Origin of the sequence: Dyella monticola (genome assembly GCF_003363155.1) — a bacterium.
GTDB lineage: Bacteria > Pseudomonadota > Gammaproteobacteria > Xanthomonadales > Rhodanobacteraceae > Dyella_B > Dyella_B monticola.
Genome location: NZ_QRBE01000013.1, coordinates 111764 through 124081, shown reverse-complemented (window position 1 = coordinate 124081; position 12318 = coordinate 111764). Strand labels below are relative to the sequence as shown.

The following is a 12318-nucleotide window of genomic DNA, read 5'->3' as shown; positions in this document are numbered from 1 at the left end:
CATAGCGATTAGGGCTCGGCGCCTTATACCGTCACTCTGCGACTTTGAGGCAAAAGACACCAGGCTCCGGTGTTCGCCCGGGCGACGGGCAAAACCTTCAAACAGTCCCGGCGGCCTCCCGCGCACGCAGGTGTTGGGCCACGCGCAGCTGGAACAGCAGCTTGGTCACCAGCAATTTTTCCTCGACCGGCTTTTCCACCAGGTCGTTGGCACCGGCACGGATCAGCGCGGCCTGGTTGTCCGGATTTTCATCACCCGTCATCACCAACACCGGCAGCTTGCCTTTGCCATAGCCGAAGTACGTGCGAATGCGATGCAGCAGATCGCCGCCGGTCAAATCGCCTTTGAGGCTGACGTCGGTGAGCACCAGGTCAGCGCCCACCTGCCCTTGCGCGCGCTCGGTTTCCAGCAGCGCCAACGCGTCTTCCACGCTGACCACGTGACGCACGGTAAGCCCGATTTTTTCCAGCATGCGGCGCGTGGCCAGGGCCACTACGCGGCTGTCTTCCACGTACAGCACCACGCCATCGGCGGCGCTTTCCGGGCGCACGTAGCCACGGATGAATTCGGCCAACGCCTGGAAACCGAGCGACTTGTCAAAGTAATCGGTAACGTGTTCGCCCAGCGCGCGGCGGTGCAGGCGATCGTCCACATCGCCGGAAACCACGACGATGGGCACGTAGATCTGCGGCGCGGATTCGCGCACGTAGCGCGCCAGTTCCAGGCCATCCATGTCGGGCAGGCGCAGTGCCACGGTGATGAAATCGAACACGCCGCTCTCAAGCAACCGGTGCGCCTCGGCACCGCTGCCGCAATCGACCACTTCCGCCTGCGGCAGCTCTTTCTGCAGCACGCGCGTGATCAGCTGGCGAACCACCTTGGAGCCGTCCACCACCAGCACGCGCGGTGCGGCGCTGAGGTCACGACTACTGATGCTTGAACTCATCAAAAACCCCACCGTCCCGGTTTTGCATGGCTTCCATGCATCTGCGTCGGCAGGCGCCCCCTGCGCCTGTAGGCCCATTATCTATCCAGCAGGCCCCGCGTGGGGTGCGAACGATTTCACTTGCCGAGCGATGACAGTGACGTGACGCGTGAGATGTGAAGCCTATACGGCCCTGCGTAGCTGCCAGGCGCTGACCAGCCGCGCGCCAAGCCAGCCCAGGAAGGCCGCGACCACTGGCACCGCCAGCAGCAGCCATTGGGGCAAGCCGGCGACCTGCAGCTTGCCTTCATAAACCTGACTGAGCCTCGCCACCGGTTCGACCAGCGCGAATTCGATCCCCAGTGCGAGCGCTACCGCCACGATGCCGGCGAACAAACCGTACCAGATGCCCGCATAGAGATAGGGGCGACGCACAAAGGCGCGGCTGGCGCCGATCAGCTTGAGCACACCGATTTCTTCGGCACGGCTGGTGATATCCACGCGCACGGTGTTGCCGACCACCAATAGCACTGCCAGCGCAAACATCGCAGCAAGAATCAGTACAAGGCGGTTGCCGACCCGCAGCAATGCATCCAGACGCTGCCGCCACGTGCCGCTATCCTGCACCATGTCCACGCCTTGCATGCCGCGCAGATCATCCACCAGGCGACCGGCCGCATCGGCGGAAATGTCATCCTGCGGCTGTACCTGCAGCACGTAGGGCAGCGGATTGTCGTCCAGTGCATGTAAGGCATCGCCAAAGCCTTGCATCTTGCTCAATTCATCCATGCCCTGCTGCGGTGATTTCAACGTGACGTTAGCGACACCATCGTGCTGCTTGATCTGTTTGGCCAGCATCTGCGCGTTGGCCTGCACCTGATCGGTCTTGAGGAACACGTTGATGACCTGATTGCGCCCGAGCGCTGTGCCCAGCGATTGCACGTTCGAGAGCATCAGATAGAACGCGAGCGGCAACGCAAGCGCCAAACCCATCACTGCGATGGTGAGCAGGCTTCCCACCGGCTTGGAGGCAAGGCGACGCAAGCTCGCGCCAGCGCTCCAGCCATGATGCTCACGCCAACTGGAAAACGGTCGGCGATGGCTGTGCGTGCTGCGCGCGCGGGCCTGCGGCTGGGTTTCGGTCGATGGGCTCATAACACCTCCTCCGCCGACACGTCCGCAACCAGCCGCCCGTGATCGAGCACGACCACGCGCTTGCGCATGCGCTTGATCAAAGGCAGATCGTGGGTGGCCACCAGCACGGTCGTGCCGACCTGCTGGAATTCGGCAAACAGGCCCATGATTTCGAACGCGAGCTGAGGATCGAGATTACCGGTAGGTTCGTCGGCGATCAGCACCGTGGGCTTGGCGACGATGGCGCGCGCAATACCCACGCGCTGCTGCTCGCCGGTGGAAAGCGAGGCCGGCAGTTGGCGCTCGTAATCGAGCAGGCCGACCTTCTCCAGCGCCGCGCGCACACGGCGGCCGCGCTCCAGCGGCGCGATGCCGCCGATGACCAGCGGTAGCTCGACATTCGCGAACACGCTGCGATCCATCAGCAGGCGATGATCCTGAAATACCATGCCGAGGCTGCGGCGCAACTTGGGAATGCCACCGTGGCCGATCTTGGCGAGATTTTGTCCATCGAGCATGACATGCCCGTGCGACGGGCGCTCGATCAAGGCCAGCAGCTTGAGCAAGGTGCTCTTGCCTGCGCCCGAATGCCCGGTAACGAACGCCATCTCGCCCTTGGCGACTTCGAACGTTAGCTGCGAGAGGGCCTCATGTCCCCCTTCATAACGCTTGGTGACTTGATCGAAGCGGATCACCGCGTTCCCCGTCCTTGCCCGATGTGGATGTGGGCAAGGATAAGGGAAGCACTCGCGTTATGCGCATGTTTGTCGCGCGCATCGCCCGGACGCGATGCGCGTGTGATTCAGCGACCGGTAAACAGACGCGTGAGTCGTCGCAAGAAACCGACTTTCGGCGGGATGGCAAGTTCGCCGGAGGGCGATTGCGCCACCACCTGTCGCGACGGACGGCTACTGCTCATCGTGGATGGGTTGACTGCGGCTTCCGTAGCGGGCGACGCGCCCCCCTGACGACGGCCACGTCCGCCACGACGACGACGCTTGCCGCCACCGATGGCGTCTTCCCGTGCAACTGGTGCGGATGATGGTGCGCTCGATTGCGCGGGGCTCTGCGACGTGGCGGATCTTGGTTCGCGCGGTTTGCGTGACTGTGGCGAGCGCGACTGCCCGGACGCTGCCGGGCGTTCGCCACCGCGTCCGCCGCGGCGGCCCGAACCGCCGGATTTTCCACCTTCGGCACGCGGGGTGACCTTATCGCCGAACGCCTCGCTGTCCGCGGCGGCATCGGCCGCGAACTGCGCATCGATCTGCTTGGGCTTGGGCATCACCAACAGTTCCGCATCCAGGTTGGCGACGGGAATCTTCTGGCCGATGTAGGTTTCGATATCCGGCAAGGACATCGCATACAGATCGCACGCGAAGCTGATGGCATCGCCTTCCGCACCAAGCCGCGCGGTACGGCCGATGCGGTGCACGTAATCTTCGGCGTCCTGCGGCAGGTCGTAATTGAATACATGGCTGACCGCGGGAATATGCAAGCCACGCGCCGCCACGTCGGTGCACACAAGAACATCCAGCTGTGCATCCTGGAAACGTTGCAACAGCTTCTGGCGCTTGAGCTGCGGTACGTCGCCGGACAGCGCACCCACGCGGTAACCCTGTCGTTTCACACGCTCGGTGATACGTTCGGCCGCCGCCTTGGTATTGACGAAGATGATGCTGCGCTCGGCCTTGGTGCGCTCAAGCAGGTTGAGCAGCAGCGGCATCTTTTCTTCCTTGGCGGGGAAGTACACCACCTGCCGCACGCGATCGGCGGTGACGTTGTCGGTTTCCACCACCAGTTTTTCCGCGTTATGCATGTGCTCGTAGGCGAGCTCCAGCACACGATGGGACAGCGTGGCCGAGAACATCAGCACCTGGCGCTGTTCGCGTGCCGGCAGGCGGCGGAAGATGAAACGCACGTCCTTGATGAAGCCCAGGTCGAACATGCGGTCAGCTTCGTCGACGACCATCACTTCCACGCCGTTGAAGCCGAACACGTTCTGCTTGTAGTAGTCGAGCAGGCGGCCGGGCGTGGCGATGATGATGTCGCAGCCGTCCTTGAGCAGCTGACGCTGCTTGTCGTAGTCGACGCCGCCGTAGATCAACGCAGTGCGCAGGCCGGTGTAGCGGCCGACGTTCTTGGCGTCTTTCTCGATCTGAATAGCCAGCTCGCGCGTGGGCGCAATGACCAGCGCCCGCGGGTCGGCATCCTTGCGCTCGGCCACGGCCGGCTGCGTGAGCAACCGGTTCATCAGGGCCACCAGGAAGGCGCAGGTCTTGCCGGTGCCGGTCTGAGCCTGGCCGGCCACATCGCGGCCGCCCAGTGCCATCGGCAGGGTCAGCGCCTGAATCGGCGTGCATCGTGCAAAGCCGGCCTCGTCGAGGCCCTTTTGCAGCAGCGGATGCAAATCAAATTGGGTAAAAAAGGTATCGGTAAGTACGGTTTGGGACATGAATAGGGAATCTGATGCGGGCCGGCGCTCAGGCGCTTGGGCCCAGTCCCGCAGTTCAGTCAGGCAACCTTGGGACGGGTGGATGGGTGCGACGCGCGGAAGACTTCGGCGTCAAGAGGTAGCGACGCCCCGCCGGCATAGGTGAAACGACTCGTGAAGCGGCTTCACCTATACCAGCCGGGCCGTTGCAGGGACGTTTTGATTCATTCAGCGCGGGTGAGGCCTACCCTCTCTGCTTTGCAGCTCACAGGGGCAGCGACGAGGCAGACTGGTCGTCTGTCGAGCCGATGGACCGAGGAGATGCGGACAAACAGGGCTGGTGACATCCGCGCGCCATGCATCAGCGCATCCCGCGTGCCCTTGAATCGCTTGAATCGCGTCCCGACTTAGGCTGGAATGGAACGTATGCCGCAACGGCACCCTTCCTTTTCCGGATCGACCCGCGCCTCATGGGCACTTGACTAGTGTAACTGATGATCAGCACGCGGTCTTAACCCCTACCTACCTCGCCTATTTCGGAGACACTTCGGTGAGCGAATTGATTACCCACGTGAGCGACGACGCCTTCGACCAGGAAGTGCTGAAGTCCGACACCCCCGTACTACTCGATTTCTGGGCGGAATGGTGTGGCCCCTGCAAGGCCATCGCCCCGGCGCTGGATGAGCTGGCCAAGGAATACCAGGGCAAGCTGCGAGTGGTGAAACTGAACATCGACCACAACCAGAAAACCCCCCGCACCTATGGCGTGCGCGGCATTCCCACGCTGATGGTGTTCAAGAACGGCAAGGTGGAAGCCACCCAGATCGGGGCCGTCAGCAAGGGGCAGCTCAAGCAGATCATCGACAAGACGATCTGATTCGGTTTGATAATCGTTGTATAATCCGTCGCTGCAGCGGCCCTTTACGTCGCTGCGCGGCGGGTGCTAGATTCCTTCCAGTGGGGCTGTCCTGCCCTCTCGCGCGTTTCCGCGCAACGCTCGTCCTCCCTCCTGTCATCAACGGCGCCCCGTGAGGTTTGCCCGTGTCCGATATCGAAAGCAAAGATTCTTCCGACGCTGTCCGCGCCGACTCCAAACCTGTGACTGATACCCCTACCCGCACTCGTTCCCCGCGTCGATCTGCCGCGGCCGCCGCCGAGGCGAATGCCTCCGGTGAACGACCCGCCCAAACGCCGCCACCCGTGCCCGAGCGACCGGCGCCGCCCCCCGAAACGCGCGCCGACGCACCGGCTTCGACGCCGGCGCAGGAACCGCTTCGCTACGGCCAGGGTGGCGACGCGTCGGAGCAACCGCGTGAGAATGTGCCCTACGGCAACGGCGGCCAGCCGCAAAATCAGGGCAACAATCAAGGCCAGGGCGGCAATGACCGTCGCAATGATCGCAACGACCGCAACGACCGCAACCGGCGCCGCCGCCACGAGCGCGGCCAGCCGCGCCCACCGGGCCAGGGTGGACCGCCGCGCAATCCGCACGGCCTGCCGGTGGATGACGAAAACGCCGATATCGGCAGCAACGACCGCGTCATCAACCTCACCGAACTGAAGCGCAAGAATCCGGTTCAACTGCTGGAATTCGCCGAATCGCTCGGTATCCAGGAAGGCGTCGCCCGTCAGCGTCGCCAGGATGTGATCTTCAACATCCTCAAGGCCCACGCCCGTTCGGGCGGCGGCATCTGGGCCGAAGGTGTGCTGGAAATCCTGCAGGACGGCTTTGGCTTTCTGCGCTCGGCCGACGAGTCCTACCTAGCCGGCCCCGACGATATCTACGTCTCGCCCAGCCAGATCCGCCGCTTCAACCTGCGCACCGGCGACTACATCACCGGACGCGTGCGCCATCCGAAGGAAGGCGAACGCTACTTCGCGCTGCTGAAGGTGGACGACATCAACGGCGATCCGCCGGAAGCATCCAAGAACAAGATGCTGTTCGAAAACCTCACGCCATTGTTCCCGCGCAAGGCGTTCCACCTGGAACGTGGCAACGGTTCGACCGAAGACATCACCGCCCGCATTCTCGACCTGGTCGCGCCGATCGGTCGCGGTCAACGCGGCTTGATCGTCTCGCAGCCGAAATCCGGTAAAACGATGATGCTGCAGAACATCGCGCACGCGATCCAGTACAACCATCCCGACGTGCATCTGATCATTCTGCTGGTCGACGAGCGTCCGGAAGAAGTGACGGAAATCGCCCGCACAGTGCGTGCCGAAGTGATCAGCTCCACCTTCGACGAACCGGCCGTGCGCCACGTGCAGGTTGCCGAAATGGTGATCGAGCGCGCCAAGCGCCTGGTCGAGCACAAGAAGGATGTCGTCATCCTGCTGGACTCCATCACCCGCCTGGCCCGCGCGTACAACACCGTGGTACCGAGCTCGGGCAAGGTGCTCACCGGTGGTGTGGACGCCAATGCGCTGCAGCGTCCGAAGCGCTTCTTTGGCGCCGCGCGCAATGTCGAAGAAGGCGGCTCGCTCACCATCATCGCCACCGCGCTGATCGACACCGGCAGCAAGATGGACGAGGTGATCTACGAAGAGTTCAAGGGCACCGGCAACATGGAAGTGCACCTGTCTCGCCGCATCTCCGAGAAGCGCGTGTATCCGGCCATCGACATCAATCGCTCCGGCACCCGCCGCGAAGATCTGCTGATCGAGCCGGACCTGCTCGCCAAGATCTGGATTCTGCGCAAACTGCTTCATCCCATGGATGAACTGGCCGCGATGGAATTCATGCTCGACAAGATGAAGAACACCAAGTCCAACGACGAGTTCTTCAATTCGATGAAGCGTTGAGCGACATAAAAAGTGCGTAAAGAAAAGCCGCCGAAAGGCGGCTTTTTCTTGGCTACGTTTTCAAGGCGCGCCGATACCTTACGGGAAGTTGTCGTTGCTCCCGAATTAGCCCTGCAAAGGGATTTAAGCGGCCATTAGCTGATACGATTTTGTAACCCCCACATGTCAAGTCGTATGCGCATCCTGCTAGTTGAAGACGATCCCCTGGTTTCCGATGCCATCGTCCGTGGCCTGGCTACCGCCGGTTACGTGGTCGACGCGGTGACGGATGCCGAATCGGTGCAATCGCGCCTGGATACCACCCACTACGACTTGGCCATCGTGGATCTTGGCCTGCCCGGCGAAGACGGTTTCACCCTGGTCCGGCGCCTGCGCCGCGAAGGCAGCTCGCTGCCGCTATTGATCGTGACGGCCCGCGATGGCCTGGACGATCGTGTCAACGCGCTCGACCTCGGCGCCGACGATTACCTGGTCAAGCCGTTCGCCCTGCCGGAACTGGCCGCACGCTGCCGCGCGCTGATCCGTCGCGCCACCGCCGCCACCGCCAACGAAATGGTGGTGGGGCGCCTGCGCATCGATCTGGCCGGTCGCCGCGCCATCGACGACAGCGGCCGGGTGCTTGAGCTCACCCGCCGCGAGTGGTCGATCCTGGAGTGCCTGGCCCATCACAGCGGCCGCGTAGTGAGCAAGGAACGCTTGATCCAGGCGATCGTGAGCTGGGACGAGGAAATCTCCGGCAACGCCATCGAAGTACATGTCTCCCGGTTGCGCGCAAAACTCGGCGATGCGGCCACGGTCCGCGGCATCCGAGGCCTGGGATATCGTCTCGAAGACGCCTAGCCGAGCCATGTCCATCGCGGCCCAACGCAAGCGCGCGCCCAGTATCCGCGGGCGGCTGGTCATCTATCTGCTGTTGCCCCTGGTGACGCTGATGGTGGCCAGCATCTGGGCCGATCACCGCACGTTTGTTACACCCATGTACGACGCCTTCGATCGCGCGCTGGCGCGAGGGGCGATTGCCATTGCGGCGCATGTGCAACCTGCGGCCGATGGCGTGCTCTACCTCGAAATGCCCGAGGGGACGCCGGCCATGCATCCACCGGGTGCGCCGCCGCCCGGGCCTGGCGGTCAGTTCCAACCGCATCGCCCACCCCCGATGCATTTCGAACCTGCCGGCCAGCCCATGGCCTGGATGCGGCTGTACCCAGAGTCCCGCGACAGCTTCATCTATCGGGTCAGCCTGCCCAGCGGCCAGACGCTCGCGGGCGATGAAGGTTTGCCGATGGCGCAAGGCGGTGAAGTGGACAGCCTGCGCTACAGCGATGCGACGTACAAACACCTGGCCTTGCGCATCGTCAGCTATCGCACCAAGGTCAATAATCAAGCTGTGATCGTCACGGTGGGCGAGACCGTGCACCGGCGTGACCACGTGGTGCATCGATTGGATACCGTCATCGGCTTGAGCGATGGCATTCAATTGGCGCTGGTGCTTGGCCTATGCCTGTTCGGCATCACCATGGCCTTGCGGCCGATCAACCGCTTGCGCGAACGCATCACACAGCGGCAGCCTCAATCGCTGCAGCCGCTGCCGCTGGAGTCGGTGCCAAGCGAAGTGCACTCGCTGGTGCAATCGCTCAACACGCTGCTGCTTACCGTGCGCGACGCCGCGCTCGCGCAGCAGCACTTTCTTACCAATGCCGCACATCAGTTACGTACACCGCTCACCGGGCTGAAATCGCAACTGGAAGTGCTGGCGAGCGAGAGCGGCGACCAGGCGCAGCAAGAGCGCATCGCCCGCCTGCAGGGCAGCGTGGATCGTCTGGCACATACCGCCAATCAATTGCTTGCCCTTGCGCGTGCGGAGCCTTCCACCCACAGCCCTGGCGACTTCGTCATCGTGCCGCTCGAACCGCTGATCGGAACCGTCGCCGATTCGATGCTCGATCGCGCCATCGCCCGCGACATCGACCTTGGCGCCGAATGCGCGCCTGCCCAAGTGCGCGGCGTGCACTGGCTATTGCACGAACTACTGATCAATCTGCTCGACAACGCCATCCGCCACACACCCGACGGCGGTCGCATCACCTTACGGTGCGGGCTGCACGACCACATTCCCTATCTGGAAGTGGAAGACAGCGGCCCCGGCATTGCTCCGGCCGAGCGTGAGCGCGTGCGCGAACGCTTCTACCGCGCCGCCGGCAGCGACGGACAGAGCAGCGGCCTGGGGCTGGCCATCGTCGAGGAAATCGCGCGCAGCCACCATGCCCGCTTTGAGATATTGGATGCGCTGGAAGGTAGTGGCGCGCGGATGAGAGTAGTGTTTCCGGGCGCATAGCGCGCGGCCTCGCACCTCCATAACCTTACGTCACGCTTCCGCATCGGCCGTCGCTGTAGCTGTACTGTCACGTACAATTTTTTTGACCGCCCCCCTTTTCGCGGCGGCACGATGCCTCCATAGTCGGGGGCTATCCCCGTGAGGCTTGCCCCGTGTCCATACCCAGTGCCGTCAAAAGCACCCCGATCTACGGCCGCCAGCAACTGCTCGACTACCTCGCCGCCGGGGAAAAGCCGCGCGAAGCATGGCGCATCGGCACCGAACACGAGAAATTCGGGTTCCGCGACGACGATTTGCGCCCGCCCACATTCGAAGGCGACCGCGGTATCCGCGCGCTGCTGGAAGGCATCGCGGCGCGCTACGGTTGGGAGATCGTGCGCGAGGGCGAGACACCTGTCGCGCTGGTCCAGGGCAACGCCAACATCACGCTGGAACCGGCCGGGCAACTGGAACTATCCGGCGCGCCACTGGAAACCATCCACCAGACCTGTTGCGAAGTGAACAGCCATCTGGAGGAAGTGCGTGCCGTGGCGGACGGGCTGGGCCTGGGCTTTTTGGGCATGGGCTTCCAGCCTAAGTGGCAGCGCGACGAGATGCCATGGATGCCCAAAGGTCGCTACAAGATCATGCGCGACTATATGCCCAAGGTCGGCTCGCTCGGCCTGGACATGATGAAACGTACCTGCACCGTGCAGGTGAACCTGGATTTCGAAAGCGAACCGGACATGGTGCGCAAGTTCCGCACCAGCCTCGCTCTGCAGCCGATTGCCACGGCCTTGTTCGCCGACTCCCCGTTTACCGACGGCAAACCCAACGGGTATCTGTCGTACCGCTCGCACGTATGGACCGATACCGACGCCGATCGCACCGGCATGCTCGACTTCGTGTTCGAGGACAGCTTCGGCTACGAACGCTATGTCGATTACATGCTCGACGTGCCGATGTACTTCAGCTACCAGGACGGTCGCTACATCGATCTGGCCGGCAAGGACTTCAAGCGTTTCATGAGTGGCACGCTCGAGGAGCTACCCGGCACGCACGCATCCCTGAAAGACTGGGCCGATCACCTCACCACCGCATTTCCGGAAGTGCGCCTGAAGCAATACCTGGAAATGCGCGGTGCCGATGGTGGTCCATGGAATCGTCTGTGCGCGCTGCCCGCACTTTGGGTCGGGCTGCTCTACGACGACGAAGCACTGCAAGCGGCGTGGGATCTGGTGAAAGATTTCACGCGCCAAGAACGCCATGCCTTGCGCGATGGTGTACCGAAGCATGCACTCAAGCTGCCGTTCCGCAACGGCACCGTGCGTGACCTTGCGCGCGAGACGCTGCACATTGCCGCGCACGGCCTGAAGCGTCGCAACCGCCTCAACCGCAATGGCGCCAACGAAAGCATTTTCCTTGAACCCTTGATCGAAATCGTCGAGGCCAACCAGACCCCGGCCGAGCGCAAGCTCGAATTGTTCAACGGTGAGTGGAACGGCAGCGTGGATCCGGTCTTCAAGGAATTTGCATATTGATTGCGGCAACGTCGTCGCACGCACCCTTTCTTGCCGGATTACTGCTCGGCGCTTCGCTGATCATCGCGATCGGTGCACAGAATGCCTTCGTGTTGCGACAAGGTCTGTTGCAGCGGCACCGTTTTTCTGTCGCACTGTTCTGCGCGCTATCCGACGCCGCGCTCATCGCGGCAGGCGTAAGCGGGCTTGGCGCTGCGATCGGCCAGCATCCACGCGCACTGGCCGTGGTGGCGTGCGCGGGCGCGCTGCTGTTGATCTGGTACGGCATCCAGGCGCTGCGCCGCGCCATTCATCCGCGCGTACTGGCGGCTGACGCCCATGCCGACACCGGCACGGTGTGGCAGGTACTGGCCACGTGCGCCGCTTTCACCTGGCTCAATCCGCACGTCTATCTCGATACCGTGTTGCTGATCGGCAGCCTCGCCTCCGCGTGGCCGTTGCTGGAGCCACGCATGCTGTTCGCCGTGGGTGCGGCAACGGCATCGTTCATCTGGTTCTTCAGTCTCTCTTATGGCGCGCGCCTGCTTGCGCCGCTGTTTCGCAAGCCCATGGCGTGGCGCGTGCTCGATGTGCTTATTGCAATAGTGATGTGGAGCATTGCAGGGAAGTTGTTGCTCTCTTTTCTCACGCGCTAGCGTTCGTCATCGCCCTAGTCGCGCGTGTGGATGCGCAACGCACGTGCAACCAGCGTGTCCAGGCTGATCTTTCCCGGCCCTGCGATCAGGAACCAGACGAAGATCAGCGTGTAGACCACTTCGTCGGCCTCGACGTAATCGTCCAATCCCATCAGGTTGGTGGATACCACCAAGGTCACCGCCACGATCATGTTGATGATCATCGGAATCGTCACCAGGCGTGTGAAAAGCCCAAGCATCAGCAACAAGCCGCCAAGCAACTCCGTCCAGGCCGACAGCGCGGCACTAAACGACGGATACGGTATGCCCCACCCCACAAAGCGCTGGGTGAATCCATCCAGGTTGTGCACCTTGGCGATGCCGGTTTCCAGCCAGAAGTAGCCAAACACCAACCGCACCACCAAGGGTCCGAGCCAACGCACGCTGTCCAGCACAGCCAGCGCGCGCGACGCCGTGGTCGCTATGAAATGACGCATTGCACATATTCCTTTGAAATAAGTAGGTGCATGATGCGTGGGCTCACCCACGCCCTCCAT

General features: G+C 62.7%; 11 protein-coding genes. 6 read left to right on the top strand and 5 right to left on the bottom strand.

Translation table 11 applies throughout. The annotated features are described in order from the left end of the window. Positions 1-97: 97 nt before the first annotated feature. From DWU98_RS18130 to DWU98_RS18115, 4 genes are all read right to left on the bottom strand, one after another. Positions 98-946: a response regulator gene (locus DWU98_RS18130; protein ID WP_115496977.1), complete on the bottom strand. Its 849-nt coding sequence runs from the start codon at positions 944-946 to the stop codon at positions 98-100. Between the two features lie 162 nt (positions 947-1108). Continuing rightward, complete coding sequence (gene ftsX / locus DWU98_RS18125) at positions 1109-2080, bottom strand: permease-like cell division protein FtsX (protein WP_115496976.1); 972 nt, start codon at positions 2078-2080, stop codon at positions 1109-1111. After that, positions 2077-2754, bottom strand: a complete 678-nt coding sequence (ftsE, locus tag DWU98_RS18120; protein ID WP_115496975.1) for a cell division ATP-binding protein FtsE — start codon at positions 2752-2754, stop codon at positions 2077-2079. Before ftsE ends, ftsX begins: the two co-directional genes overlap by 4 nt. A gap of 107 nt (positions 2755-2861) precedes the next feature. Next, positions 2862-4511, bottom strand: coding sequence for a DEAD/DEAH box helicase (locus tag DWU98_RS18115; RefSeq protein ID WP_115496974.1), 1650 nt, complete (start codon positions 4509-4511; stop codon positions 2862-2864). 529 nt (positions 4512-5040) lie between these two features. Here DWU98_RS18115 and trxA point away from each other — a divergent pair. The 6 genes from trxA to DWU98_RS18085 all read left to right on the top strand — a co-directional run bounded on the left by trxA (position 5041) and on the right by DWU98_RS18085 (position 11782). After that, positions 5041-5367, top strand: a complete 327-nt coding sequence (trxA, locus tag DWU98_RS18110; RefSeq protein ID WP_115496973.1) for a thioredoxin TrxA — start codon at positions 5041-5043, stop codon at positions 5365-5367. Between the two features lie 164 nt (positions 5368-5531). Further along, positions 5532-7292 carry a transcription termination factor Rho gene (gene rho / locus DWU98_RS18105; protein ID WP_115496972.1) on the top strand — a complete coding sequence of 587 codons (1761 nt, stop codon included), beginning with the start codon at positions 5532-5534 and terminating at the stop codon, positions 7290-7292. Between the two features lie 162 nt (positions 7293-7454). Then, positions 7455-8132 (top strand): response regulator, encoded by a 678-nt coding sequence (locus DWU98_RS18100; protein ID WP_329955408.1) that lies wholly within the window; start codon positions 7455-7457, stop codon positions 8130-8132. A 7-nt stretch (positions 8133-8139) separates the two neighbouring features. Then, positions 8140-9627: a sensor histidine kinase gene (locus tag DWU98_RS18095; RefSeq protein WP_158545110.1), complete on the top strand. Its 1488-nt coding sequence runs from the start codon at positions 8140-8142 to the stop codon at positions 9625-9627. Positions 9628-9779: 152 nt separating this feature from the next. Then, on the top strand, positions 9780-11147 hold the full coding sequence (locus DWU98_RS18090) for a glutamate--cysteine ligase (protein WP_115496969.1): 1368 nt from the start codon (positions 9780-9782) through the stop codon (positions 11145-11147). Further along, positions 11141-11782, top strand: coding sequence for a LysE/ArgO family amino acid transporter (locus DWU98_RS18085; protein ID WP_425480245.1), 642 nt, complete (start codon positions 11141-11143; stop codon positions 11780-11782). Before DWU98_RS18090 ends, DWU98_RS18085 begins: the two co-directional genes overlap by 7 nt. 14 nt (positions 11783-11796) lie before the next feature. Here DWU98_RS18085 and DWU98_RS18080 read toward each other — a convergent pair whose 3' ends face one another. Then, positions 11797-12258 carry a DoxX family protein gene (locus DWU98_RS18080; protein WP_230474923.1) on the bottom strand — a complete coding sequence of 154 codons (462 nt, stop codon included), beginning with the start codon at positions 12256-12258 and terminating at the stop codon, positions 11797-11799. Positions 12259-12318 lie beyond the last annotated feature (60 nt).